Source organism: Pseudomonas sp. R3-41, assembly GCF_054161485.1.
In genome coordinates this window covers 1,255,324-1,281,377 of the sequence record NZ_CP096421.1, presented here as the reverse complement: position 1 = coordinate 1,281,377, position 26,054 = coordinate 1,255,324, and the positions used below count along the sequence as shown (strand labels likewise).

General features: G+C 61.0%; 25 protein-coding genes and 1 pseudogene. 15 read left to right on the top strand and 11 right to left on the bottom strand.

Annotated elements, in window-relative coordinates; translation table 11 throughout:
* The first annotated feature begins 40 nt into the window (after positions 1-40).
* The 3 genes from ehuC to ehuA are packed head-to-tail and all read left to right on the top strand — an operon-like array spanning position 41 to position 2,222.
* A complete protein-coding gene (gene ehuC, locus M1D99_RS05810; RefSeq protein WP_458131502.1) occupies positions 41-700 on the top strand; it encodes an ectoine/hydroxyectoine ABC transporter permease subunit EhuC in 660 nt (219 codons plus the stop codon).
* Positions 697-1,353, top strand: coding sequence for an ectoine/hydroxyectoine ABC transporter permease subunit EhuD (ehuD, locus tag M1D99_RS05805; protein WP_250965161.1), 657 nt, complete (start codon positions 697-699; stop codon positions 1,351-1,353). Before ehuC ends, ehuD begins: the two co-directional genes overlap by 4 nt.
* Positions 1,353-2,222 carry an ectoine/hydroxyectoine ABC transporter ATP-binding protein EhuA gene (gene ehuA / locus M1D99_RS05800; protein WP_458131501.1) on the top strand — a complete coding sequence of 290 codons (870 nt, stop codon included), beginning with the start codon at positions 1,353-1,355 and terminating at the stop codon, positions 2,220-2,222. Before ehuD ends, ehuA begins: the two co-directional genes overlap by 1 nt.
* A 238-nt stretch (positions 2,223-2,460) precedes the next feature.
* Here ehuA and M1D99_RS05795 read toward each other — a convergent pair whose 3' ends face one another.
* Together M1D99_RS05795 and M1D99_RS05790 are read right to left on the bottom strand one after the other, a co-directional pair.
* Positions 2,461-3,195, bottom strand: a complete 735-nt coding sequence (locus tag M1D99_RS05795) for an OmpA family protein (RefSeq protein ID WP_458131500.1) — start codon at positions 3,193-3,195, stop codon at positions 2,461-2,463.
* Between the two features lie 153 nt (positions 3,196-3,348).
* Positions 3,349-4,524: an acetylornithine/succinylornithine family transaminase gene (locus M1D99_RS05790; RefSeq protein ID WP_458131499.1), complete on the bottom strand. Its 1,176-nt coding sequence runs from the start codon at positions 4,522-4,524 to the stop codon at positions 3,349-3,351.
* 98 nt (positions 4,525-4,622) lie between these two features.
* Here M1D99_RS05790 and M1D99_RS05785 point away from each other — a divergent pair, with 98 nt between their 5' ends.
* The 4 genes from M1D99_RS05785 (at position 4,623) to M1D99_RS05770 (ending at position 8,432) form a co-directional block, all read left to right on the top strand.
* Positions 4,623-5,525 carry a LysR family transcriptional regulator gene (locus M1D99_RS05785; protein ID WP_458131498.1) on the top strand — a complete coding sequence of 301 codons (903 nt, stop codon included), beginning with the start codon at positions 4,623-4,625 and terminating at the stop codon, positions 5,523-5,525.
* A 244-nt stretch (positions 5,526-5,769) separates the two neighbouring features.
* Positions 5,770-6,783: a sensor domain-containing diguanylate cyclase gene (locus M1D99_RS05780; protein ID WP_250965157.1), complete on the top strand. Its 1,014-nt coding sequence runs from the start codon at positions 5,770-5,772 to the stop codon at positions 6,781-6,783.
* 79 nt (positions 6,784-6,862) lie between these two features.
* Positions 6,863-7,606 (top strand): DUF72 domain-containing protein, encoded by a 744-nt coding sequence (locus tag M1D99_RS05775; RefSeq protein WP_434574399.1) that lies wholly within the window; start codon positions 6,863-6,865, stop codon positions 7,604-7,606.
* 121 nt (positions 7,607-7,727) lie between these two features.
* The gene (locus M1D99_RS05770; protein WP_411385587.1) at positions 7,728-8,432 is read left to right on the top strand and encodes a hypothetical protein; all 705 of its coding nucleotides are present in this window, start codon (positions 7,728-7,730) and stop codon (positions 8,430-8,432) included.
* A gap of 191 nt (positions 8,433-8,623) precedes the next feature.
* Here M1D99_RS05770 and M1D99_RS05765 read toward each other — a convergent pair.
* The 8 genes and pseudogenes from M1D99_RS05765 to hmpA form a co-directional block, all read right to left on the bottom strand.
* Positions 8,624-8,853: pseudogene (locus tag M1D99_RS05765) on the bottom strand (helix-turn-helix domain-containing protein).
* 314 nt (positions 8,854-9,167) lie between these two features.
* Complete coding sequence (gene cyoE / locus M1D99_RS05760; RefSeq protein WP_003178131.1) at positions 9,168-10,055, bottom strand: heme o synthase; 888 nt, start codon at positions 10,053-10,055, stop codon at positions 9,168-9,170.
* An 11-nt stretch (positions 10,056-10,066) separates the two neighbouring features.
* Positions 10,067-10,402: a cytochrome o ubiquinol oxidase subunit IV gene (cyoD, locus tag M1D99_RS05755; RefSeq protein WP_186705092.1), complete on the bottom strand. Its 336-nt coding sequence runs from the start codon at positions 10,400-10,402 to the stop codon at positions 10,067-10,069.
* Positions 10,403-11,029, bottom strand: coding sequence for a cytochrome o ubiquinol oxidase subunit III (locus tag M1D99_RS05750; protein ID WP_186705091.1), 627 nt, complete (start codon positions 11,027-11,029; stop codon positions 10,403-10,405).
* Between the two features lie 3 nt (positions 11,030-11,032).
* A complete protein-coding gene (gene cyoB / locus M1D99_RS05745; protein ID WP_053187161.1) occupies positions 11,033-13,063 on the bottom strand; it encodes a cytochrome o ubiquinol oxidase subunit I in 2,031 nt (676 codons plus the stop codon).
* Positions 13,064-13,066: 3 nt separating this feature from the next.
* Entirely contained in the window at positions 13,067-14,014 is a 948-nt protein-coding gene (gene cyoA, locus M1D99_RS05740; protein ID WP_186705089.1) for a ubiquinol oxidase subunit II, read from the bottom strand.
* A gap of 776 nt (positions 14,015-14,790) precedes the next feature.
* Positions 14,791-15,300 (bottom strand): disulfide bond formation protein B, encoded by a 510-nt coding sequence (locus M1D99_RS05735; RefSeq protein WP_186705087.1) that lies wholly within the window; start codon positions 15,298-15,300, stop codon positions 14,791-14,793.
* 450 nt (positions 15,301-15,750) lie between these two features.
* Positions 15,751-16,932, bottom strand: coding sequence for an NO-inducible flavohemoprotein (hmpA, locus tag M1D99_RS05730; RefSeq protein WP_434574397.1), 1,182 nt, complete (start codon positions 16,930-16,932; stop codon positions 15,751-15,753).
* Between the two features lie 152 nt (positions 16,933-17,084).
* Between hmpA and norR the strand changes: the two genes are divergently transcribed.
* The 5 genes from norR to M1D99_RS05705 all read left to right on the top strand — a co-directional run bounded on the left by norR (position 17,085) and on the right by M1D99_RS05705 (position 22,301).
* The gene (gene norR, locus M1D99_RS05725) at positions 17,085-18,641 is read left to right on the top strand and encodes a nitric oxide reductase transcriptional regulator NorR (protein ID WP_458131497.1); all 1,557 of its coding nucleotides are present in this window, start codon (positions 17,085-17,087) and stop codon (positions 18,639-18,641) included.
* Positions 18,642-18,922: 281 nt separating this feature from the next.
* Positions 18,923-19,825: a chemotaxis protein CheV gene (locus tag M1D99_RS05720; RefSeq protein ID WP_030139917.1), complete on the top strand. Its 903-nt coding sequence runs from the start codon at positions 18,923-18,925 to the stop codon at positions 19,823-19,825.
* Positions 19,826-19,941: 116 nt separating this feature from the next.
* On the top strand, positions 19,942-20,271 hold the full coding sequence (locus M1D99_RS05715) for a hypothetical protein (protein ID WP_186729559.1): 330 nt from the start codon (positions 19,942-19,944) through the stop codon (positions 20,269-20,271).
* Positions 20,272-20,350: 79 nt separating this feature from the next.
* Positions 20,351-21,100 carry a YkgJ family cysteine cluster protein gene (locus M1D99_RS05710; protein ID WP_186705083.1) on the top strand — a complete coding sequence of 250 codons (750 nt, stop codon included), beginning with the start codon at positions 20,351-20,353 and terminating at the stop codon, positions 21,098-21,100.
* A 229-nt stretch (positions 21,101-21,329) separates the two neighbouring features.
* Positions 21,330-22,301, top strand: a complete 972-nt coding sequence (locus M1D99_RS05705) for a 2-hydroxyacid dehydrogenase (RefSeq protein ID WP_186705082.1) — start codon at positions 21,330-21,332, stop codon at positions 22,299-22,301.
* A 156-nt stretch (positions 22,302-22,457) separates the two neighbouring features.
* Here M1D99_RS05705 and M1D99_RS05700 read toward each other — a convergent pair whose 3' ends face one another.
* On the bottom strand, positions 22,458-23,360 hold the full coding sequence (locus tag M1D99_RS05700) for a DMT family transporter (protein ID WP_186705081.1): 903 nt from the start codon (positions 23,358-23,360) through the stop codon (positions 22,458-22,460).
* 136 nt (positions 23,361-23,496) lie between these two features.
* Here M1D99_RS05700 and M1D99_RS05695 point away from each other — a divergent pair, with 136 nt between their 5' ends.
* The 3 genes from M1D99_RS05695 to M1D99_RS05685 all read left to right on the top strand — a co-directional run bounded on the left by M1D99_RS05695 (position 23,497) and on the right by M1D99_RS05685 (position 25,946).
* Positions 23,497-24,372: a helix-turn-helix domain-containing protein gene (locus tag M1D99_RS05695; protein ID WP_458131496.1), complete on the top strand. Its 876-nt coding sequence runs from the start codon at positions 23,497-23,499 to the stop codon at positions 24,370-24,372.
* A 129-nt stretch (positions 24,373-24,501) separates the two neighbouring features.
* Complete coding sequence (locus M1D99_RS05690; RefSeq protein ID WP_458131495.1) at positions 24,502-24,990, top strand: sigma-70 family RNA polymerase sigma factor; 489 nt, start codon at positions 24,502-24,504, stop codon at positions 24,988-24,990.
* A complete protein-coding gene (locus tag M1D99_RS05685) occupies positions 24,987-25,946 on the top strand; it encodes a FecR domain-containing protein (RefSeq protein ID WP_458131494.1) in 960 nt (319 codons plus the stop codon). The genes M1D99_RS05690 and M1D99_RS05685 overlap by 4 nt, the downstream gene beginning before the upstream one ends.
* Positions 25,947-26,054: the final 108 nt, after the last annotated feature.

Here is a 26,054-nt window from a genome sequence, read left to right as displayed (position 1 = left end):
TGATGCCTGTTCCCTGCTTCATCGGATATCGGGTTGAACCATGGGCGAATTACTTCCGTTATTGATTCAAGGGGCCTGGGTTACGCTCCAGGTAACGTTCTTCGGCTCGCTGCTGGCAATTGTCGCGGCGGTACTCGCGGCCCTCGGACGGCTGTCGCCGTGGCGCGCGTTGCGCTGGTTTTCGATTACCTACATCGAAGTGTTCCGAGGCACGTCGCTGCTGGTGCAGTTGTTCTGGCTGTTCTTCGTGCTGCCGCTGCCGCCCTTCAATGTGGAGCTGAGCCCCTACGCCGTGGCCATCGTCGGCCTGGGCCTGCACATCGGCGCCTACGGGGCCGAAGTGATGCGCGGCGCCATCAGCTCGGTCGCCAAGGGCCAATACGAAGCCTGCACGGCGTTGAATTTCAGCGGCTTCGCCCGCTTCAAGCGAATCATCTTGCCCCAGGCGTTGCTGGCGGCGATTCCACCGGGCACCAACTTGTTGATCGAGCTGCTGAAGAACACCTCGCTGGTGTCGCTGATCACCTTGTCCGACCTGAGCTTCCGGGCGCGCCAGTTGGATCAGGCGACGTTCCAGACCCTGGAGGTCTTCAGCCTGGCGCTGGTGCTGTATTTCATTCTCGCCCAAGCCATCAACTTCGGCATGCGCAACGTCGAGCGACGGCTGAGCCGGGGCCGGATGCGTGGAGGTCTGTCATGACGCTGTTCGACTGGTCCTACGCCGCACTGATCCTCCCGGACCTGCTGCGCGCCTCCCTCAATACCGTGGGCATTACCCTGATCGGTTTCCTGATCGCAATCGTGCTGGGGCTGTTCCTGGCGATTGGCCGGCGCAGTCGCAAGTTCTGGCTGTCGTGGCCGGCCACGGCGGTGATCGAGTTCATCCGCAGCACGCCGCTGCTGATCCAGGTGTATTTCCTCTACTACGTGCTGCCCAACTACGGCTTGAGCCTGACGGCCATGCAAGTCGGCATCCTCGGCATCGGCCTGCACTATGCCTGCTACATCGCCGAGGTCTATCGCAGTGGCCTCGACGCGGTGCCACGGGCGCAGTGGGAAGCGGTGACGGCGTTGAACATCGCGCCGTACGACGCCTACCGCAACATCATCCTGCCCCAGGCGCTGCGACCGATCGTGCCGCCCCTGGGCAACTACCTGGTGGCGATGCTCAAGGACACGCCGGTGCTGTCGGCGATCACCGTGGTGGAAATCATGCAGCAGGCCAAGAACATCGGTTCCGAGCATTTCCGTTACCTGGAACCCATCACCCTGGTCGGCCTGTTCTTCCTCGCCCTGAGCCTCGCCTTGGCTTATCTGGTACGGCGCCTTGAAACGCGCATGGAGCTACGCTAATGACTTTACCCCTGTCCACGCCCACCGATTTGTCCCGGCGCAGCACGCTGGCGTCACAGCAGGAGGCCCCGGCCATGCAAATTCCGACACCGTCCCGGCCGATTGTGAGTTTCCAGGACGTGACCAAAAGCTATGGCAGCTTCACGGTACTCGACCATCTGAACCTGGATGTCGCGCCCGGTGAAAAAGTCGCGATCATCGGCCCCAGCGGCTCGGGCAAGTCCACGCTGCTGCGGGTGTTGATGACCCTGGAAGGCATCGACCAGGGCCAGATCCGCGTCGAGGACGACTCGCTGACCCACATGCCCAACCGCAACGGCGTACTGGTGCCGGCCAACGACCGGCACATCCGCCGGGTGCGCGGCAAGATCGGCATGGTGTTCCAGAGCTTCAACCTGTTCCCCCACATGACCGCGCTGCAGAACGTGATCGAGGCGCCGGTGCAGGTGCTGGGCATGAACCCGGAGGAAGCCCGGGAGCGCGCCGCCGACCTGCTGGAACTGGTGGGGCTGGGCAATAAGCTCGACCATTACCCGTCGCAGTTGTCCGGCGGCCAGCAACAGCGGGTGGCAATTGCCCGGGCGCTGGCGATGCGGCCCAAGGTGATGTTGTTTGACGAGGTGACTTCGGCGCTGGATCCGGAGTTGTGCGGCGAGGTGCTGAATGTGATTCGCAAGCTGGGGGCCGAACACAACCTGACGATGCTGATGGTGACCCACCAGATGGGGTTTGCGCGGGAGTTCGCTGATCGGGTCTGTTTTTTCTACAAGGGCCAGATTCATGAGCAGGGCACACCGGCGCAGATCTTCGAAAATCCGCAGCAGGAGCGTACGTGTGCGTTCTTGAGTGCGGTGAAAGAGGCGAATTGAGGCCCTCCCCATCACTCAAGTGAACACCTTTGTGGCCAGGAGACTTGTGGGAGCAAGGCTTGCCCGCGATGAAAGCGATGCGGTCTTTCAGAAAAATCGAGGCGCCTGTTTCGCGAGCAAGCTTTGCTCCCACAAATCCCCTCGCCAAAAGTGGCGGCATCAGGCGGATAGAAACTGACAACTACAAAAAAACGGGGGCCCTGTTTCCAGAGCCCCCGTTTCATTTGCCGCCCAGCCGTTACGGGTACTGCTGGTAAGTCTGGCCCTGCTGCTGCGGCGCCTGGTACTGCTGCCCAGGAATCGCCTTGAGATTGACCTCGACCCGACGGTTCTGCGCGCGGCCATTGACGTCGCCGTTGCTCGCCACCGGGTTGTCCGGGCCGGCGCCACGGGCCGACAGGTTGGCACCGCTCACGCCCTGGGACGTCAGGTAGGTCGCCACGCTCTGGGCGCGTCGCTGGGACAGGTCCATGTTGTGCTGGCGGCTGCCGGTGCTGTCGGTGTAACCGACGATTTCGATCTGGTTCTGGTTGAACTCCTTGAGGGAGTTGGCCAGGTTGTTCAGCGGCTGGTAGAAGCTGGACGCGATGTTCGCCGAGTCGGTGGCGAAGGTGATGTTGCCCGGCATGATCAGCTTGATCTGGTCGCCCTGGCGCTGCACTTCAACACCGGTATTGGCCATGCTGGCGCGCAGTTTCTTTTCCTGCTGGTCGGCGTAGTAGCCGTAGCCGGCCGCGGAAGCCCCCACCACCGCCGCGCCGATCAAGGCGCCCTTGCCACGGTTATCGTGACCGATGGCCGCACCGGCCAACGCCCCCGCCAGTGCACCGAGGCCGCCGTACTTGGCGGTTTTGCTCATGCCCGACGATTCGGTAGAGGCCTGGCCCTGGTTGTCATAGGGGTTGGGCGACGCACAGCCGGACAACAAGGCCACAGTAGTAGCGACAACGATCAAGCGACGCGAGGTGAACATGAAGATGCTCCTGGGATTTTCAGTCTGGTTGCCAAAGTGTAGGCAATCGACTCTGGCAGGCGTTGGAACGCGACAACCGTTAAAAATTCCGTCCCGCTGCGTTGCGCTTCGCCCGGCTGCTGGATAAGAATCCGTCGTCCGGGCGAAGTATCCTCAACCTTGCGCCAGACAGCGGCTCACGCCCCTGACAATCATCTCCACTTCGCGCCCATCGATCGTCAGCGGCGGCAGCAGGCGAATGGTCTGGCCCCGGGTGACATTGATCAGCAGGCCGTGGTCCTGGGCAGCACGAAGGGTCAGGTCGCGGACCGGTTGCTTGAGTTCGATGCCGATCATCAAGCCTTGGCCGCGAATCGCCAATACGTTCGGGTTGTCCGCCAGTTCGGCCCGCAGCCGACCCAGCAATTGTTCGCCCTGCTGCCTGGCGTTAGCCACCAGGGCTTGTTCCTCGATGATGTCCAGCACCGTGCAGCCGACCCGACAGGCCAATGGATTGCCACCGAACGTGCTGCCATGACTGCCCGGGGTAAACAGCTCGGCGGCTTTGCCCCGCGCCAGGCAGGCACCGATGGGCACGCCGTTGCCCAGGCCTTTGGCCAGGGTCATGACGTCCGGCACGATGCCCTCGTGCTGGAACGCAAACCATTGGCCGGTACGACCGATGCCGGTCTGGATCTCGTCGAGCATCAGCAGCCAGGCGCGCCGGCTGCACAGCTGCCGCAAGGCCTTGAGGTAACCCGGCGGGGCGAGTTGCACGCCGCTTTCGCCCTGGATCGGCTCCACCAGCACCGCGACGATGCGCTCGGCGTGAACCTGCTGGATTTGTTCCAGCACCGCGAGATCGCCGAACGGCACCTTGATGAAGTCCCCCGGCAAGCGGTTGTAGCCCAGCCGCACGGACGGACCGTCACTGGCGGACATAGTGCCCAAGGTGCGCCCATGGAACGCGTTGTCCATGACCACCACCAACGGCTGCTCGATGCCCTTGTGCCAGCCATAGAGGCGCGCCAGTTTCAGCGCGGTTTCGTTGGCCTCGGCGCCCGAGTTGTTGAAAAACGCTCGCTCCAGGCCGGACAGCCGGGTGAGTTTTTGCGCCAGGCGCTGCTGCCAGTCGATGCTGTACAGGTTGGACGTGTGTAACAGCAGGCCGGCCTGCTCGCTAATGGCGGCAACCAGCCGCGGATGGGAGTGGCCGACATTGGTCACCGCCACGCCCGCCACCGCATCGAGGTATTCGCGGCCGTCCTGGTCCCACAGGCGCGTCCCCAAGCCATGGGTGAAATTCAACGGCAGGGGTTGGTAAGTGGTCATCAGGCAGGCAGCGGTCATGGCATCAAACTCCATCGGGTGGTTTTTTCCAGTATGGTTAGCCACCCTCAATGGATAAACATCGCTTTACTTCAATCATTTAAAAGCTGAGCTTGATAATGGACCTGTTCCAGGCAATGACCGTTTACGTGAAAGTCGTGGAAGCCGGCAGCCTGACGGCGGCGGCCCAGGCCTGCGAGATGTCCACCACCATGGTGGGTAATCACCTTCGCGCATTGGAGCAGCGCCTCGGCGTGCGCCTGATCAATCGTACGACGCGGCGCCAGCGCCTGACCGAGTTCGGCGCGACCTACTATCAACGCTGCCTGGAAGTCATCGGGCTGGTCGCCGACTCCGAGCGCCTGGCGGAGCAGACCCAGGGCGACCCCACCGGCACCTTGCGCATCACCGCGCCGCTGACCTTCGGCACGGAGCTCCTGGCGCCAGCCCTGGCCGAATTCAGCCAGCGCTACCCACAGGTCAAGCTCGACGTGGTCTTGACCAACCAGCGACTCGACCTGCTCGACCACGGTTTCGACGTCGCCGTCCGCCTGGGTCCAGTCGATCCCAAGCTGATCGCCCGCCCCCTGGTGGACTACACCTTGACCATCTGCGCGTCCCCGGCTTATCTGGCACGGCGAGGCACGCCACGACAACCCGATGACCTGCAACAGCACGACTGCCTGTCGTTTGCCTATTCTGCCGCTGACGAATGGCGCTTCGCCCAGGACCTCTGGCCTATCAACGGGCCAGAAGGCGAAATCAAGGTGCCGGTGACCGGGCCGATGCTGATCAACAGCTCCTCGGGCCTGCACCGCGCCGCGTTGGCCGGCATGGGTGTGGTGATGCTGCCCGACGCGCTGGTGGCAAAGGATCTACAGGAAGGGGATCTGGTGGCGCTGCTGCAGGATTATCAGCTGCCCCATCGGCCAATGAGCCTGGCGTACGCCCAGGATCGCTACCGTTTGCCGAAGCTGCGCAGTTTTGTCGAGTTTGCGCTGGAGAAATGGGGCAAACCCTGATGGGCGTGCTCGATAAGTGTTGGATAAATCCCGTGGCGAGGGAGCTCGCTCCCGCTGGGGCGCGAAGCAGCCCTGCTTTGGGGCTGCTTCGCCCGAAGCGTCGGACCGGCCCAGCGGGAGCAAGCTCTCTCGCCACAGTTCAGGCGTTCACCCGAAGCGCTGCCCGCTAGTGACGCCGAGCCCCATCGGCTACTCTTCTCCCCTGAAGAGCATTTTGATATCAGGGCTGATTGAGGGAACAACGATGGACGACGCCTCGAAGATCGATTTGCTGCGGTTCGATTTGTCCGATCTGGACGAAAGCGTGCTGCACACCATCATGGAGCTGGTCAGCGACGGCATCTGGGACTGGAACGCCAATACCGGGTTCGTCTATCGCAACCCCGGCTGGTACACCATGCTCGGCTATACGCCCCATTCCCTGAGCAATACCGTGCTGACCTGGGAAAGCGTGATCCATCCAGAGGATTATCCCCAGGTGATGGCCCTGTTCGACGATTACCTGGAACAACGGTCGCCGAAATACCAAGCCGAATACCGCTGCCGGGCCCATGACGGCTCCTATATCTGGATCGAAGACCGCGGTTACGTGATTGCTCGCAACCCCGACGGCAGCGTCGCTCGAATGATCGGTGCCCATCGCAGCATCGACGACAAGAAACGCCTGTTCGAGCAACTCGAACGGCGTAACAAATCCCTGGAAGCGATCATCGAAGAGCGCACTCGCGAGTTGTCTCGAGTCAACCATCAACTGCAGATCCAACTCGACGAAAACCGCAGGCTCGCCGAAACCGACGCCTTGACCCTGGTCGCCAACCGCTATCGCCTGGAGCAGGCGCTGCCACTGGCCTGTGAGCGTGCCCAGCGCTTTCGCGAACCGTTGTCGCTGATCGCCATGGACGTCGACGACTTCAAGGACATCAATGACCGCTACGGCCACGCCTTTGGAGACGCAGCGCTGGTGCAGGTGGTGCAGGCGGTCAAACGCTGCGAGCGCGACGGTGACCTGTTGGTGCGCTGGGGCGGCGATGAATTCATCATGATCTTGCCAAACACGTCGTTGGCCGATGCGGTCCTGATGGCTGAAACCATTCGCCGAGGCCTGTCCGACCTGCTCCCGGTGGGCGACTTCCCGATCACCATGAGCTTTGGTGTGGTGCAGCGGCTCGACGACGAGACGCAAGAGGTACTGATGGATCGGGCGGACCAGGCGCTGTATCGCTCCAAGATGGCCGGCAAAAACGTGATCTGCAACTGAAGCCGCAATTGCCAGGAATGAATCCATGAGGCGTTTGTCGCGGTCATAGCTTTATCCCCCCCGCGATAGGTCTCCCACGTTGCCGACTCGACTCCCCTGCTCTCCTAACCTTTTCCTGGGCTGTGCCGGCTGGTCGTTGCCCAGGGCACATTGGCCGGCGTTTCCCGATGAAGGCAGCCATTTGCAGCGCTACAGCGCACGCTTCCCGGCGGTGGAGATCAATAGTTCGTTCTATCGCCCACATCGTCCCGCCACTTACGCCAAGTGGGCGGACAGCGTGGGGCCGGACTTTCGCTTCTCGGTCAAGGTGCCAAAGCAGATCACTCACGATCGACGACTGCACGATTGCGAGGGGCTTGTGGATGAGTTCCTTGGGCAGTGTTCACAGTTGGGCGAAAAACTGGGTTGCCTGTTGATCCAATTGCCGCCATCACTGGCCTTCGACAACAGCCAAGCCGAGCGCTTCTTCGAGGCTTTGCGGGATCGGTATCAGGGCCCCGCGGTTCTCGAACCCCGACACCCGAGCTGGCTCGCGCCGCAGGCCATGGCGATGCTGGAGAACGAGCGGATCGGTCGTGTTGCTGCCGATCCGTCCCCCTTATCGGGGGGCGATCTACCGGCAGGCTGGCCTGGCATTCGTTATTACCGTTTGCATGGCTCGCCGCGAATCTACTATTCCCCTTATGAGGAGACTTGGCTGAAGCAGCTCGCGCAACAGTTGAAGAGCGCTGCGGATACGCCGACCTGGTGCATCTTCGACAACACCGCCAGCGGCGCCGCAACGCCGGACGCATTGCGGCTGATGGAACTGATGCGCGAATGAAATACGTACCGGCCACCGCTCCGACCGTGACAACACCGCCCGCGTCCAATAGATTAGGCGGCCGGAAAAAAGCTCAATGCCTTTCTCGCCACATCCCGCTAACAGAAGTAGTGAAATTTCAATGTCCGATTCCAACACCGCTGAATCCGTAGTCACCCTGTCGTCCAAAGCGGAATACGAAAACTCCATCAATCTTTCACAGCATCTGCCCCAGGCCAAGACCATCAGCGAAATGGTCCTCGATGCGTTCCAGTCGAACCGCGAAAGCGACCAGATCCGCGAACTGCGCAACGCCATTCGCCAGGCCCACGATGCGTTCGATGACGACAAGGCCTACGAGTTGATGGGTCAGCTCAAGCAGCTCAAGGACGCTGAGGCTGCGGATTTTGCAGCCTTGGAAGACCTGGGCAGCCGCTTCCCGATCAGCCGCATTCTTTCCAGCTACAAAGACGACCCGTCGTTCCAGGAGCTGGTCTACGGCCTGGCCCTGAAAGTGCTGAACCAGACTCACCAGGCCATCAGCAACCCGAGCGGCAGCAAGGGCAAGGCCTCGCGGCCCAAGAAGGAAGCCGAAGTGTTTGTTATCAGCAAGGACGGCATCAGCGTCACCCTGCCCCTGCGCACGCCGCGCTCCAAGCCGAACGTGGACCGCGAAGCCTTCGAGTTCCTGGGTTTCAACTTCGTCGGCGAAGGCGACGAAGCCGAGCTGGAAAGCGAAACCTTCCTGGACAACGACGGCACTGAACAACCGGTCACCCGCAAAAGCATCGTCACCGCGCTGCAACAGCAGAAAGCGTTCGACGGCTACAGCATCGCCCAGCAATAAGCCCAGGTTGAGTTTCCCCTGTGGGAGCGGGCTTGCTCGCGAATGCGTCCGGTCAGCCAACTTCAACTTAACTGACCCACCGCTTTCGCGAGCAAGCCCGCTCCCACAGGAACATCGTCAGCGGAAATAACGCCCAAGAAAAAGCCCCGCACTTCTCTCGAAGGCGGGGATTTTTCGTAGCTTTCGGCGATTCAAACAGCACCAAGCCGCTCGACCATATCCGGAAACTTCTCGACCAATTTGATCAACAAAGCCGCCTGGGCATTAGGCTTGGACTTTTCCTGCTCCCAGTTTCCAAGGGTGCCCGGGCTGGTCCTGATGCTCTTGGCGAAGACGGCTTAAGCGTGATCTTGCCCTCGCGGTGAGCGGCCATCTCCTCGACGCCTTGCATCATCTCGGCAAACAGATCGCGCTTTTTCATAAGGTACTTCGTACTTTCAACTCAGCTTCTATGGCGCGCCGGATATTTTCTCTCGATCGGAGATCGGCTCCCCCAACTCTCCCTTAGCGAACATCCTGCGCGGACCAGCATTCATAAAGCAATAATGGATACGCAGCAATCCTTGTGGGAGCGGGCTTGCTCGCGAAGGCGCCGTGTCAGTCAACATCAGCTCCACTGACCCACCGCTTTCGCGAGCAAGCCCGCTCCCACAGGAACTTCGTCAGCCGAAATAACACCCAAGAAAAAGCCCCGCGCTTCTCTCGAAGGCGGGGCTTTTTTTGCAGCTCTGGCGCTTAAGGCGCGTAAGTCAGCAACAACTCACTCGGCACCTTGAAATCCAGGGACATCATGACGCTCAGGGCGGTGATGGTGAAGATCGAGAACACGAACAGCTTGCGTGCCCAGACCGTATCGTCCACCGCCTTGTAGCCGGTCCAGGCCATGTACAGCCAGTACATGCCCATGGCAGCGGCGACGGCGAGGTAGCTCATGCCGGCGTAGCCGCTGAAGGTCAGCATCAAGGTCGCCACCAGGAAGGCCAGGATGTAGAGCAGGATGTGCTTCTTGGCCACGCGGATGCCGCGCTTGACCGGCAACACCGGAATCGAGGCTGCCAGGTAGTCGTTGAAGCGGAAGATCGCGATGGCGTAGGAATGCGGCATCTGCCACAAGCTGAACATCACCAGCAGCGTCAGCGCCGCCATGTCGAAACTGTTGCTGACCGCGACATAGCCGATCACCGGCGGCATCGCCCCCGACAGGCTGCCCACCAGCGTGCCGTGGACCGACTTGCGCTTGAGGTACAGGCTGTAGAGGCCGACGTAGATGACAAAACCGATCACCGCGAACAACGCCGCCAGCGGATTGGCCACCCAGTACAGCAGCGCCACGCCGGCCACGCCCAGCACCGTGGCGAAGGCCAGGGCCAGTTGCACCGGAATCAGGCCTTGGACCAGCGCCCGGTTCTTGGTGCGTTCCATCTTGATGTCGATGTCGCGGTCGATGCAGTTGTTGAACACGCAACCGGACGCCACCACCAGGGAAGTGCCGATCATCGCCGCCAGGAAGATGGCCAGATCGACATGCCCTTTCGAGGCCAGGAAGAACCCGCCCGCCACAGAAAGCACGTTACCGAAAATGATCCCCGGCTTGGTGATTTGGATAAAGTGCTTCAGTGACATCCGGACTTTCCTCAGTGCGCCATCATGTTGGTGTGGATGCTGAACATGATCCACAACGACAGGCCGACCAGCAGGACAATCACGATCGCGGCAAACACAAACGCGACCACGTTGTTACGTTGGGCAGCGGAGCGGTCCAGGTGCAGGAAGTACACCAGGTGCACCAGTACCTGGACCACGGCGAAGATCAGGATGATCCACAGGGTCAGGGTCTTGGGCAGCGACGGGTACATCACCAGGCCGAACGGAATGACGGTCAGGATCACCGACAGGATGAAACCGATGGCGTAGGACTTGACGCTGCCGTGGCCGGCGTCATGGCCATCATGGGAATGTGCGTTAGCCATTTACAGGGTCCCCATCAGATAAACAACGGTGAATACGCAGATCCACACTACGTCCAGGAAGTGCCAGAACAGGCTCAGGCAGCTCAGGCGCGTCTTGTTGGTGGCGGTCAGGCCGTTTTTCTGGACCTGGTACATCATGATCGCCATCCAGATCAGGCCGCTGGTCACGTGCAGGCCGTGGGTGCCGACCAGGGTGAAGAACCCGGACAGGAAGCCGCTGCGGCTAGGGCCGTAGCCTTCGGCGATCAGGATATGGAACTCGTTGATCTCCATGGCGATAAAGCCGGCGCCCAGCAGGAACGTCATGGCCAACCAGCCCAGGACCTGGGTTTTCTTGCCCTTGAACAACGCCAGCATGGCGAAGCCGTAGGTGATCGAACTGAACAGCAGCAGCGCGGTTTCGCCCAGTACATAAGGCAGTTCGAAGATTTCGTGGCCCGACGGGCCACCGGCGACGTTGTTAACCAGCACCGCGTACACCGCGAAGATCGACGCAAACAGAATGCAGTCGGTCATCAGGTAGAGCCAGAAACCGAATACGGTCATCTCGCCCGAGTCGTGGTGATGGTCATCGTGCCCATGGTCATGACCATGGGCGTGTCCAACATTGGTCACTAAGTTCGACATGGTTTAAGCCTGTTCCAACGAGGTTTCAACACGGGTGGCGGTGGCGGGGACTTTCCCGGCCGCGACCAGTCGCTTGTGCTGCTCGGCTTCGATGCGTTCGATGACATCCACCGGCACCATGTAGCCCTGATCGTCACGGGCGGCATGGATCACGAAATACGCCACGGTGCCGACCAGGCTGGCGATGGCCAGCCACCAGATGTGCCAGATCATCGCGAAACCGAACACAGTCAACAGCGCACCCATGACCACACCGGTGGCGGTGTTGTTGGGCATGTGGATCGGCTCGTACTTGGCCGGAACCTGGTACGCGGTACCGGCTTCCTTGGCTTCGGTGAACGGGTCGATGGTTTCCGCTTTCGGCAGCACGGCAAAGTTGTAGAACGGTGGTGGCGACGAAGTCGACCATTCCAGGGTATGGGCATTCCACGGGTCACCGTGTTCGCACATGTTTTCCGGCTTCTTGCGATCACGCACGCTGACGTACAGCTGGATCAACTGGCAGGCGATACCGACCGCGATCATCACCGCGCCGAACATGGCGACGTACAGGTACGGCACCCACTCAGGGTTGGTGGTGGCGTTCAGGCGACGGGTCATGCCCATGAAGCCCAGTGCATAGAGCGGCATGAACGCGACGAAGAAGCCCGAGATCCAGAACCAGAACGCTGCCTTGCCCCAACCTTCGTGCAGCTTGAAGCCGAACGCTTTCGGGAAGTAGAACGCAAAGCCTGCGATGTAGCCGAACACGGCGCCGCCGATGATCACGTTATGGAAGTGCGCGATCACGAACAGGCTGTTGTGCAACACGAAGTCCGCACCCGGGATGGCCAGCAGTACGCCGGTCATGCCGCCGATGGCGAAGGTCACCATGAAGCCCAGGGTCCACAGCACGTGGCTGGTGAAACGCAGGCGGCCCTGGTAGATGGTGAACAGCCAGTTGAACAGCTTCACACCCGTCGGGATCGAGATCAGCATCGTCGCCAGGCCGAAGAAGGCGTTGACGCTGGCCCCCGAGCCCATGGTGAAGAAGTGGTGCAGCCAGACCATGAAGCCCAGTACCGAGATCGCGCCGGAAGCGTAGATCATCGAGTGGTGGCCAAACAGTTTCTTGCCGGAGAAGGTCGAGATGACTTCGGAGAAAATACCGAACGCCGGCAGGATCAGGATGTACACCTCGGGGTGACCCCAGGCCCAGAACAGGTTGACGTACATCATCGGATTTCCACCCAGTTCATTGGTGAAAATGTGGAAATCCATGTAGCGGTCAAGCGTCAGCAGTGCCAGGGTAGCGGTGAGGATCGGGAACGAAGCGACGATCAGCACGTTGGCCCAGGTACAGGTCCAGGTGAAGATCGGCATGTCCATCAGCTTCATGCCTGGGGTACGCATCTTCAGCACGGTGGCCAGGAAGTTGACCCCCGTCAGCGTTGTCCCCAACCCGGATAGCTGTAGCGCCCAGATGTAGTAATCCACCCCCACGCCCGGACTGTATTGCAGCCCCGACAACGGTGGATAGGCAACCCAACCGGTCTTGGCGAATTCGCCAACACCCAGCGATACGTTGATCAGCACCACGCCGGACACCAACAGCCAGAAGCTGAGGGAGTTCAGGAACGGATAGGCAACGTCGCGCGCGCCGATCTGCAGCGGCACTGCAAGGTTCATCAGGCCGGTGAAGAATGGCATCGCCATGAAGATGATCATGATCACACCGTGGGCGGTGAAGATCTGGTCATAGTGTTCAGGCGGCAGGTAGCCAGGCGAACCCTCGGTGGCCATGGCCAACTGGGTACGCATCATGATGGCGTCGGCAAAACCGCGCAGCAGCATGACCATGGCGACGATGATGTACATCACGCCGATTTTCTTGTGATCGACCGAGGTCAGCCACTCTGTCCACAGGTAGGTCCACTTCTTGAAATAAGTGATACCGGCGAACAATGCCAGACCACCGAGCGCGATGATGGCGAGGGTCACCATGACAATCGGCTCGTGGAACGGGATCGCTTCCCAACTTAATTTACCTAACATCGTTTACTCCTCTGCCCCGGCAGCTGAATGCGAGCTCATGTCCATCCCTTCCATGTTGTGAGCCACTTCCTTGTCTTTCTTCTCGTGGTGCATCGGCTTGCCCGGATTCATCCCTTCATACTTGTCGATGATGGTCTGGAACAGGTTCGGCGTAACCGACGAGTAGAGTTCGACTGGGTTGTTCTGGCTCGGCTTGGAAAGGGCTTCGTATTCAGCTTTTTCAAGCTGTTTAGGTGCCTTCTTCACTTCGTTGACCCAGGCGTCGAATTCTTCCTGGGTGGTGGCGGTCGCTTTGAACTTCATGCCGGTGAAACCCGCGCCGCTGTAGTTGGCGGAGATACCTTCAAGTTCGGTGTTCTGGTTGGCGATCAGGTGCAGCTTGGTCTGCATGCCGGCCATCGCATAGATCTGGCCGCCCAGGCCCGGGATGAAGAACGAGTTCATCACGGTGTCGGAGGTGACCTTGAAGTTGATCGGCGTGTGGGCCGGGAACACGATCTTGTTGACCGTGGCGATGCCTTGTTCCGGATAGATGAACAGCCACTTCCAGTCCATCGAGACCACTTCGATGGTGATCGGCTTGACGTCGGATTCAAGCGGACGATAAGGGTCCAGGGCGTGGGTCGACTTGTAGGTGACATAACCCAGGGCAATGATGATCAGCACCGGAATGGTCCACACCGCCACTTCGATCTTGGTCGAATGCGACCATTTCGGCGTGTAGGTGGCCTGGGTGTTGGTTGCGCGGTACTTCCAGGCGAACAGGAAAGTCATGACGATAACCGGCACAACGACCAGCAACATCAGCAGCGTGGCGGTGATGATCAGGTTTCGTTCATCCAGGCCGACCTGGCCCTTGGGATCGAGCAAGGTCATGTTGCAGCCTCCCAGCAGCAACGTGCCGAGCAGCGGCAACAAGCCTAGTAATCGGGGGTACCTGTTTTTACTCATCTCACGACCTCTAAAGCAGCTTGCGCAATGCAGTTGGGTTTTGATCGCCAACACTTCACCCTGCCAAGGGTTGGCATTTTCTTGGATTGAATAAGGGCTGCCCGTCGAACGTCAGCGGCTGTTCGACACATCCTGGGCCAGCAGTGAGTTCTTATTCGTTGGTCAAAAGGCCTAGTTCAAGCCCAATTCCATTTGGTGCGGATAGTTGGAGGCACCGACACCTGGGGTCGCATGGGGCGCTGGCGCCCTTCGACCACTCTCGTGCTCAAGCTTGAGCCGGGTCGGAAAATCGGTGCGGGCGATTGTAGTGAGGTGACGCGCTGTAGACCATGTCTCATCCCGAAATAATTTTTATCCGATCCGGCAACAATCTCTTGCTGATATTGCAACGGGCCAGCATCTTATCGAAATTAATTCTCAACAAGAACCCCAAAAAACGTAGGTCTACTACGCCCGATTTAGACAGCTTGGACCGATTCGCAAGGGCTTTTTTGCCCGGCAAGCGCCCATTTTCAGGGGCCTGGGGCGCCTGACGCTGCGCTGTTAAAAATGCCTGCTACAAGCGAGACGCTGGCTGCGAAACCAGACGTTTTTTTGTTACAGGAATAAGCGTTTAATCGCCGTCGGAAAGGCTGAGCGTCGCAAGATATGTGACAACGTGTCGCACGTTGTCGCAGGTCATTCTTGCCTCGGATCAAGGACGCTCCGGCTCGGGGGTGAAACGAAAAACGCCCCGGCTCTCCAAGGGAGAAACCGGGGCGTTTCATTGAGGCGTTTCAGCGAAGCGTTTTGCGGTTACGCGACACCAGCAATGGCACCAGCACCACCGTCAACACGAAGGCCACCAGTGCCCATTGCGCCAGGGACAGGCCCAGGATCGGTGGGTAGGGCGTGGAGCAAAAACCGTCGACCTGGAACCCCAGCGGAAAGATCTTCGCCAGCGGCAGGTCATCGACAATCGGTTGCAAGACATCGATACCGCAACTGACCGCGGGGAAGAACTGGGTGTACACGTGATGCCCGGCTACACCGGCCCCGGCCAGGGCGCAGAGCACCACCAGGCCTTCGAAGATCGTCAGGCTGCGGCGGGTGCGCATGGCGGCGCCGATGAAGGCGAAAATCGCGATCAGCAACAACGCATAGCGTTGCAGGATACACAGCGGGCACGGCGCCTCGCCGAGGGCCACCTGCATGTACAGCGCACCACCGATCAGTGCCAGGCAGATCAGCCCCAGCAGCACCAGATAGCGCCGCTCGCGGCCCAGCCGCATCATTTCCTCACTCATTGCGTTTCCCTTTGTCTGTATGGATCGACGCGCAGCCTCGCAACACCCGGCGCGCGATCGGACGTACCGAAGTCTACACGCTGACCATGACAGTGAACGAGCAGCGGGCGTCGACAATTGAAGGGAATAGAGCGCAAGAAAGTTAAGCGGGGATTAATGCGGGTCAGTTGGACAGGGGTGGAGCTGCGGCCGCCATCGCGAGCAAGCTCGGCTCCCACATGGGTTTGCGGGTTGTTCACAGATATCGTACTCATCACAAATCCCTGTGGGAGCTGAGCTTGCTCGCGATGGCGGTGGGTCAGTCAGTGAATAAGCTGGCTGTACTACCGCCTTCGCGAGCAGGCTCGCTCCCACCCTGGATCTGTGCTGGCCGTCAGACCTGTGCAAATCCCTTGTGGGAGCGAGCCTGCTCGCGATGAAGGCAACCCGGTCTCCCGGCTTGCCGCGACCTTATTCCAGCGCCGCCGCCGGGCCGAAGAATTCGTAGCGGCTCTGCCGGTCGGGCACGCCCAGGGCCTTGAGGTGGCGCTTGACGGCGCCCATGAAGCCCTTCGGCCCAAGGAAATAGGCGTCCAGGTCACGCTGCTCCGGTAGCCATTGCGCCAGTTGCTCCTGGCTCAACAGCCCCACCTTGTCCGCCGCCGGGCTTACCCCGTCGTCTTCGTCGTAGCAGTAAAAACGCTTGAGTTGCGGATGCCGCTTGGCCAAATCGTCGATCCAGTCACGGAAGGCATGGACGCGGCCGTTGCGTGCGCAGTGAATGAAATGCACCGGACGCTCGGTTTGCAGTGCTGCCTGCAACATGGCCAGGGTCGGGGTAATACCAACGCCGCCGCTGATCAGCACCAACGGTTTTTCGCTGGCACTCAGGTAGAAATCCCCGGACGGCGGGAACAACTGGATACGACTGCCAACCTCAAAATGATGATGCAGGAAGTTCGACACCCGCCCGCCTGGCTCACGCTTGACACTGATCCGGTACTGGCCATTGTCCGCCAGGGCCGACAGCGAATAGTTGCGGCGCACTTCCTCGCCATCGAGCACGAGCTTCATGCCGATGTACTGGCCCGGCTCGGCCATCAGGATCGGGCCCTTGTCCGCCGGCTCGAAGTAGAACGAGGTGATTTCCGCGCTTTCCTGGACCTTGGCCGCCAGGATGAACTCGCGCTCGCCACGCCAGCCGCCCAGCGCCTCGGCCTTCTTGTCGTACATGTCGGCTTCGGCGCCGATCAGGATATCGGCCAACTGATTGTAGGCAGCGCCCCATGCCGCGATCACTTCGGGGGTGGCGATTTCTTCGCCCAGCACCTCAGCAATCGCCCGCAGCAGGCACGCACCGACAATCGGGTAATGTTGCGGCAGGATCTGCAGGGCAACGTGCTTGTTGACGATTTTCGCCACCAGGTCGCCCAATTGGTCAAGCTGGTCGATGTGCCGCGCATACATCAATACACCGTTGGCCAAGGCACGTGGTTGGTCGCCGCTGGCCTGGTGAGCCTGGTTGAACAGCGGGCGGACCTGAGGGTACTCGGACAGCATCATGCGATAGAAGTGAGTGATCAGCGCCTCCCCACCGCTTTCCAGCAAGGGCACGGTGGAGCGAATGATGGCGCGTTCTTCTCGACTGAGCATAGGGTGACTCCTGGCGTATGATCGATAACAGTTGCTTATGTCATATCAGTTTCCGTGCCATATTTTTTTATCTTTAATATCAACAAGTTAAAAACAATGTAGTCATATCGACACGGCTCACCTTATAGTCGTTTCGACTACACGGAGTCATTATGACCGCAACCGCCCTGCTGACCTCCCTGCTGCCGCTGGTGGCCGACCTGTCCCGTGAACTGCCTGAAGGTGAACGTTATCGGCGCCTGCTCGGCACCCTGCGCGCCCTGCTGCCCTGCGATGCGGCGGCGTTGTTGCGTCTGGACGGAGATTGCCTGGTGCCGCTCGCCGTGGATGGCTTGAGTACCGATACACTGGGCCGGCGATTCCGGGTCAGCGAACACCCGCGCTTCGAAGCGCTGCTGGCCAACCCGCACCCCACCCGCTTCGCCGCTGACAGTGACCTGCCCGATCCCTACGACGGGCTGGTCGAGGGGCTGGCCAAGCATCTGGAAGTTCATGACTGCATGGGTTGCCCACTGTTCATCGACGAGCGCCCCTGGGGCCTGCTGACCCTGGATTCGCTGGACCCGGAGCGCTTCGAACCCATCGACCTCGGTGCCCTGCAAGCCTTCGCCAGCCTCGCCGCCGCCACGGTCAGCGCCGCCGAGCGCATCGAGCGCCTGGCCTTGAAAGCCGAGGACGAACATCGCCGCGCCGAGGTCTATCGCCAGGCCAGCGGCCAGCAACACCGCGACATGGTCGGCCAGAGCAAGGCCCACAAGCGCCTGGTGGAAGAGATCACGCTGGTGGGCGGCAGCGACCTGACGGTATTGATCACCGGCGAAACCGGTGTGGGCAAGGAACTGGTCGCCCAGGCCATCCACGCCGCGTCGAAACGCGCCGGCCAGCCACTGGTCAGCCTCAACTGCGCCGCCCTGCCGGATACGCTGGTGGAAAGCGAACTCTTCGGCCATGTCCGGGGCGCCTTCACTGGGGCCATGAACGACCGCCGCGGCAAGTTTGAACTAGCCGACGGCGGCACCCTGTTCCTCGACGAGGTGGGTGAGCTGTCCCTGACTGTCCAGGCCAAGTTGCTGCGGGTGTTGCAAAGCGGCCAACTGCAGCGCCTGGGTTCGGATAAGGAGCACCGGGTCGATGTTCGCCTGATCGCCGCCACCAATCGCGACCTCGCCGAAGAAGTGCGCAACGGCCGTTACCGGGCCGACTTCTATCATCGCTTGAGCGTGTATCCCTTGCAGGTGCCGGCGCTGCGTGAGCGTGGGCGGGACGTGCTGCTGCTCAGCGGCTTCTTCCTCGAACAGAATCGTTCGCGCATGGGCCTGGGCAGCCTGCGCCTGACCAGCGACGCCCAGGCCGCATTGCTGGCCTACGACTGGCCGGGCAACGTGCGCGAACTGGAACACCTGATCGGCCGTAGCGCCCTGAAGGCCTTGGGTCGCTACCCGGCGCGCCCGAAAATCCTCAGCCTCAGCGCCCAGGACCTGGATTTGCCCCACGTCCCTGTGGATAACGCCGAACCGTCATCCCTCAACCCGGCACCGGTCGTACCAGGCGTGACGGGGGATTTGCGCGAAGCGGTGGACGCGTTTCAACGCAATTTGATCGCCGCCTGCCTGGAGCGTCACCAGCACAACTGGGCCAGCGCCGCCCGGGAGCTGGGGCTGGACCGAGCGAACCTGGGGCGGATGGCCAAACGGCTTGGCCTGAAATAGTGGTTGGAGGTGCTTTTGTGGCGAGGGAGCTTGCTCCCGCTGGGCTGCGAAGCAGGCCCATCAACCGCAGCGCGGTTTCGAATCTTACGACCGCTGCGCGGCCGAGCGGGAGCAAGCTCCCTCGCCACAAAAGCTATCCCGCACAAGGATCTTGTTACAACGATCCATGTGATCGACAGGCTTTCACCCTAAAGCCTGCCCCCGACAAGTCGATAACCCAATATCACAAGCTGTTCTGGCGACCTTCATGCTCGCCCCACCTTTTTCCACAGAAGGTTTTTATGTCTTCCAACAAAGCCCGCGCAGATTCACTTTCGCTTCTGCTGTTTACCTTGCGCAGCGGCAAGCTGATGGCGATCAACCTACTCAAGGTCAGTGAAATCATTCCCTGCCCACCGTTGACCAAGCTGCCGGAGTCCCATCCCCACGTCAAAGGCATCGCCACCCTGCGCGGGACATCGTTGTCGGTGATCGACCTGAGCCGCGCCATTGGCGAGCGGCCGCTGGAAGACCCGGACGGCGGCTGCCTGATCGTCACCGACGTCAGCCGTTCCAAGCAGGGCCTGCATGTGCAGGCGGTCAGCAAGATCGTGCATTGCCTGACCACCGACATCAAACCGCCGCCCTACGGCTCCGGCGGCGTGCGCGCATTCATCACTGGCGTGACCTCGGTGGACGGCACGCTGGTGCAAGTATTGGATATCGAAAAGGTCATCCACGGCATCGCGCCGGCGCAGATCGAAACCGCGCCGACCGAATTGAGCATGGAAGACGCCGAAGTCCTGGGCAACGCCCGGATCCTGGTGGTCGATGACAGTCAAGTCGCCTTGCAGCAATCGGTGCACACCCTGCGCAACCTGGGCCTGCAATGCCATACCGCACGCAGCGCCAAGGAAGCCATCGACTGCCTGCTGGAGCTGCAGGGCACGGCGCAGGAGATCAACCTGATCGTCTCCGATATTGAAATGTCGGAAATGGACGGCTACGCCCTCACCCGGACCCTGCGCGAGACGCCGGATTTCGCCCACCTCTACGTGTTGCTGCACACCTCGCTGGACAGCGCCATGAACAGTGAGAAAGCGCGATTGGCCGGCGCAAACGGGGTGCTTACCAAATTTTCGTCGCCCGAATTGACCAAGTGCCTGATCACCGCGGCCAAGGCCGTCGCCGAACAAGGTCGCTGAGCCCCCCGCGTCGATGCGGGCCAAGTTCAAGGAGGCTGCGATCGTCGCGGCCTCTGACCCCTGCCCCGACCTCATGCATACTCCTGTCCTCGTTCCCCCGAACAAGGACATTGTCGATGAAAACCCCTGCACTGATGCTCCTCGGCCTCACTGCCGCCATCGCCTTTCAGGCTCAGGCTTCCAGCCCCGACGCGTGGGCCGCCTACGACAAAAAAGTGCTCGCCAGTTGCCTCAAGGCCAGCGGTCTGAAAGATCCCGAACCTGTCGGTACCGCCGCGCAATTTGATGACCGGGTAGGCTATACGGCGCTGTTACTGCAAGGCCAATACCCACAGAAGCACATGAACGGCGCGACGGGCACCGAGCTGTGCCTTTATCGCAAAAAAACCAAGACCGCTTTCGTCACCGAGTGGGACTCGATCCGCCCGGCCGAAGCCCCTCAATGAATGGCGCATAACTTGCTTCGCACGGCTTATCGCGGCGTTTTTCTGTCGCCGCTTTCAGCCTATTGCCTTCGGTCGATCAATGAACACAACGTTTTCCTGCGTAGGGTGCGGTAAATGCTGCACCGGTCATCACGTTCCCCTGACGCTCGACGAAGCCAGGATGTGGGCGAATGACGGCGGCCAGGTGATTGTCCTGGTCGAGGCCTTCCTGCCCAATGGCCTCGGCCTTCCGGTGGCGCAGCGCGAACATGCCGAACGCCGTTCGGCAGTGGTCCGCAGCGGCACGAGCGAGGTGCTCGTGGCAATTACCTTCGCCGCTTATAACCCAGGCCCTTGCCATAATCTGGACGCCGACAACCTGTGCCGCATCTATGAGCGCAGGCCTTTGGTTTGCCGCATCTACCCCATGGAAATCAACCCGCACATCCCGCTCAATACCGCCGCCAAGGACTGCCCGCCAGAATCGTGGGAAACGGGGCCGCAGTTGATCATCGGCGGTGAGTTGGTGGACCAAGAGCTGGCTCGGTTGATCGAACGTTCACGCCAGGCCGATCGTGAAGAGATCGCGATCAAGGCGCGCATCTGCGTGTCCCTGGGCATCCACACAACGGCGTTGAAGGGCGACGGATTCACGGCCTACCTGCCGAACATGGCCGCGTTCGCCATCGCGATTGATCAGGCCCGCTCGCAGCCGTTGGACCCCGAAGCGGGTGAATGGCAGTTCCACCTGTCCGGCGAGGACGTTGCCAGCCAAGTGACGGCCAGTGGCGCAAGCGTGGTCACCGAGGCACCGGTCAACTACGCCTTCATTTCCCTGCGGGCTGCCTAGGATTATCAGAAGTTACAAAATCACAGCCCACCACAGATCAAATGTGGGAGCGGGCTTGCTCGCGAAAGCGGTCTGGCATTCAACATCAATGCAAACTGACCCGACGCCTTCGCGAGCAAGCCCGCTCCCACAGGTGGAGTTTGCGATATCCCAATCAAACTCCCCTCTCGCCTAACCCGCGCCAGGAATGTTAGCGTGCTTGGTATTCCCTGCAGATGAGCCTTGCACGATGAAAAAAACCGTACTTGCCTTCAGCCGTATCACACCTCCCATGATCGAGCGCCTGCGCCAGGACTTCGAGGTGATCGTCCCCAATCCGTCGAACGGCGACATCAACGCGCAGTTCAACGACGCCTTGCCCCACGTCCATGGGCTGATTGGTGTCGGTCGCAAGCTCGGCCGCGAGCAATTGCAGAACGCCACGAACCTGCAAGTGGTCTCCAGCGTGTCGGTGGGCTACGACAACTACGACCTGGCCTACTTCAATGAGCGCGGGATCATGCTCACCAACACCCCCGACGTGCTCACCGAAAGCACCGCCGACCTGGCCTTCGCCCTGCTGATGAGCAGCGCCCGGCGCGTGGCCGAGCTGGACGCCTGGACCAAGGCCGGGCAATGGCAAGCGACCGTCGGTCCGCAACTGTTCGGCAGCGACGTGCATGGCAAGACCTTGGGCATCGTCGGCATGGGCAACATCGGCGCAGCCATTGCCCGGCGTGGCCGGTTGGGGTTCAACATGCCGATCCTGTACAGCGGCAACAGCCGCAAGACCGAGCTGGAAAACCAATTGGGCGCACAATTTCGCGAACTGGACCAGTTGCTGGCCGAAGCCGATTTCGTCTGCCTCGTGGTGCCATTGAGCGAGAAGACCCGCCATTTGATCGGCCAGCGTGAACTGGGGCTGATGAAGCCAAGCGCCATCCTGGTCAACATTTCCCGTGGCCCGGTGGTGGATGAGCCAGCGCTGATCGAAGCCTTGCAGAACGGTCGCATCCGCGGTGCCGGGCTGGATGTCTACGAGAAAGAACCGCTGGCTGAATCGCCGCTGTTCCAGCTGAAGAACGCCGTGACCCTGCCCCATATCGGCTCCGCCACCCACGAGACCCGTGAGGCCATGGCCAACCTTGCTGTGGATAACTTGCGCAGTGCCTTGCTGGGCGAGCGACCGAAGAACCTGGTCAACCCACAAGTCTGGAAATAAAACACACTGTGGCGAGGGAGCTTGCTCCCGCTGGGCTGCGCAGCAGCCCCTTGCGGTTTATCTGATGCACCGTGGCGGCAGATACACCTTGGGGTCGCTTCGCAACCCAGCGGGAGCAAGCTCCCTCGCCACAGATCTATCGCCAGACGCAATCGCTCAGCGGGCACCCAGCGCGACTTTCACGGCTACTGGCCGGGGCTTGCGAAACACCAGCACGTTCCCCAGCATCACCAGCACCAACCCCACCAATGCCGGCGCCGTCCACTGGTAGCCCTCGACAAACGCCGAGACGTTCAACGCCACCACCGGGAACAGCACGGTGCAATACGCCGCCCGCTCCGGCCCCATGCGCCCCACTAGCGTCAAGTAGGCGGTAAAGCCGATGACCGAACCCGGGATCACCAGATACAGCAGCGAGCCGACGTAACGTGCATTCCATTCCATATCGAACGGAATGCCTTGGAACAGACACCACACCGACAACATCGCCGCCCCGTAAGCCATGCCCCAGGCGTTGGTCGTCAACGGCTTGAGGCCGGCCTTCTGTTGCAGGCTCGAAAGCATGTTGCCCGCTGAGAAACACAACGTCCCCAGCAGCGCCAGCGCCAAGCCGAGCACCGTTTGCGGGCTCGCGCTGTGACCGGCCAGCTCCGGCCAGAACAACAACGCCAGCCCGAACAGCCCCAAGGCGCCGCCCAGCAATACGTTACGGGCAATCCGTTGACCGAAGAAAACCCGGGCATTGAGGGCGTTCCAGAGCGTGGCGGTGGAAAACACCACGGCGACCAAACCACTGGGGATCCACTGGCTGGCGGTCAGGAAGCACATGAAATTGATGCAGAACAGGCACAGGCCCTGGGCAACGCAAATCAAGTGGCCGCGCCGGTTCATCACCTGCAAGCGCCGGCTGAGCAAGAGCATGGCAAACAGGATCAATGCCGCGAGGCCAAAGCGATAAACGATCGACACCGGGATGGCGACGACACCCAACTGCAGTTTCAGGGCGATCCAGGTGGTGCCCCAGATGAGCACGGTGAGCAGGTACAACGAGAGGTTCATGACGGTGACTCCTGGCAATGGCCCCCAGTGTCACGCCGATGCTTGGCCGTCGCTTGCGTAAACTTGCGGTTTTTATGAGCGATGGGCTGGCAGGGAACGGTCTACGGAGTAGGATGCAAACGTTGGAGAACCGATCATGTCCACACTGCAAACCCTACAAGTCTTCCAAGCCCTCAACAGCTCGCCCAACGCTCGCCTGGAGCACAGTGCCGAGCTCGGAGACGGCATGGCGGCCGCTTTGTGGACCAATCACCACGACGCCCGGGACTACGAGGCGCCGACGCACCATACGCTGTCGTGCTACATCGCGGGGGGCACCGGCACGTTTCGTCGTGAACGGCCCGATACCACGGGCGCACCGGACAAACTTTGCATCTTGCCGGCCGGGCATGAGTCCGCCTGGGTCATCAATGGCGACATCCGCCTCGCCCACCTATATTTCAGCGCGGAGCAATTCGCCCTTGGCTGCATCACCCTGCTGGACCGCGAACCCCGGCAAGTGCAACTGCACGAGGAAACGTTCCTCGACGACCCGCAACAGGCCCAGCGCTTTCGCCAGTTGATCGCACTGAACTGGGACGAACCCGGCGAACGCTTGCTGACCACCAGCCTGGCCCATGACCTGCTCAACCACTTGCTGCTCAGCCAGGTCGGCCAGCGCCAGGGGCTTCGCCTCAAGGGCGGCCTGGCGGCTCACCAGCGACGGTTGCTGGTGGATTACGTCAACAGCCATCTGGCCGAGGCCATCAGCCTCGGGCAATTGGCGGCGCTGTGTGCGTTGTCCGAATATCACTTTGCGCGGATGTTCCGCGAAAGTTTCGGGCTGCCACCCCATCAATATGTACTGGCCCGGCGGCTGGCCCGCGCGCGGCAATTGTTGCGCAGCACGTCCCAGCCGTTGGGCGACGTGGCGCTGGCCTGCGGGTTTGCCAGCGCCAGTCATTTCACCCACCGTTTTCGCCAGGCCTTGGGCGCAAGCCCCGGAGAGTATCGACAGGCATTCTTGCGCTAAGCACCCGCGTGCCCCGGCCAAATGAAACAACCAGGCACTCGTCCCGATTGCCGTAGCCACCATTGCGCCCCTACAATGCGAACAATTCTTGTTCTCTAGCACAGCTAAGCGCTGTCGGGATGTTCCTCGTTGCCGCCTGCACACACCGTCGAAGTGCTCTACAACGCCCATCACCGTTGGCTCAACGGCTGGTTGCGAAGAAAACTCGGCTGCCCCGACAGTGCCGCCGACCTGGCCCAGGACACGTTCATGCGCGTCCTGACTGCGCGCGATCCGCAGCCGGTCCTGGAACCCCGTGCGTTTCTCACCACCATTGCCAAGCGCGTCTTGTTCAACCATTACCGCCGTCAAGACCTGGAGCGCGCCTACCTCGATGCCCTCGCCCAATTGCCGGAGCTCGTGACGCCATCGGAGGAAGACCGGGCAATCATCCTGCAAACCCTGATGGAACTGGACCAACTGCTCGATGGGTTGCCGCGCGCGATCAAGCAGGCGTTTCTGCTGGCCCAGGTCGATGGCCTGACCTACAACGAAATCGCCCGTGAATTGGGGATTTCCCTGGCGACGGTCAAGCGTCACCTGAACAAGGCAGCGATGCGCTGCTACTTTGCCTTATGACCCCACCGATCAACGGCGCACCGGGCGTCAGCGCGCAAGTCGCCGAGCAGGCCGTGCACTGGCTGCTGGAAATGCAGCAAGGCCCACTCGATACCCGCCAGCAGCAAGCCTGGGAACACTGGCTCGATGCCCACGGCGAACATCGCCGTGCCTGGGAGCATATCCAGCGGGTCAATCAACGGCTGCGCAGCGTGTCGCCTCCGCTGGCCCATGCGGCCCTCAATGCACCGAAGTCCGCGGCGCGGCGTCGAGCTCTGAAGATGTTGCTGGTGCTTGGCGCCGGCTCGGCGTTGACCTGGGGCCTGCGTGAGCGCCAACTGCTGCCGCCATTGATGGCCGATTTTCGCAGCCCGGTGGGCGAGCGGCGACGCCTGACGCTGGATGACGGCAGTCAGTTGCAGCTCAACACTGGCAGCGCGGTAGACGTTCGCTTCGACGCTCAACGCCGCTTGATCCGCCTGCTGGAAGGGGAACTGTTGCTGACCGTCGCCCGGGACCCGAGGCCCCTGCAAGTCGTGACGGCCTACGGCCTGCTGGAAAGCCGCGACGCCCGGTTCAACGTCCGCGAATATACGGAACACACCCAGGTGACGGCGTTTGAAGGCCAGGTGGACATTCATAGCCGACACGGTCCGGCCTTGTCACTGGCGACAGCACGACAACTGAGCCTTGGCGTCAACGGTGCCGGGCCCTCCACGGCGCTGGACGCCAACAGCGGCGCTTGGACGGAAGGCATGCTGATAGCCGCGCATATGCGCCTCGTGGACTTCCTCGACGAACTCGGCCGTTACCGACGCGGCCAACTGCACTGCGACGAGGCAGTCGCCAACCTTCTGATCTCCGGAACCTATCCGCTGGACAACAGCGAACGAATCCTCGACCTGCTGGAGGTCAGCCTGCCGGTAAAAGTGCGTCGTTTCACCCGCTATTGGGTCACGGTCGAGGCTCGCGCGTGAACCAATGGCCGCCCTCCCTGAAAAAAAAGTGGTGCACCAGTGAGCCGTTTTTCCCGTCTCGGGTGACAGAGAAGGAAAGCACTTCGATACAACCTTCTCGGGATCCTC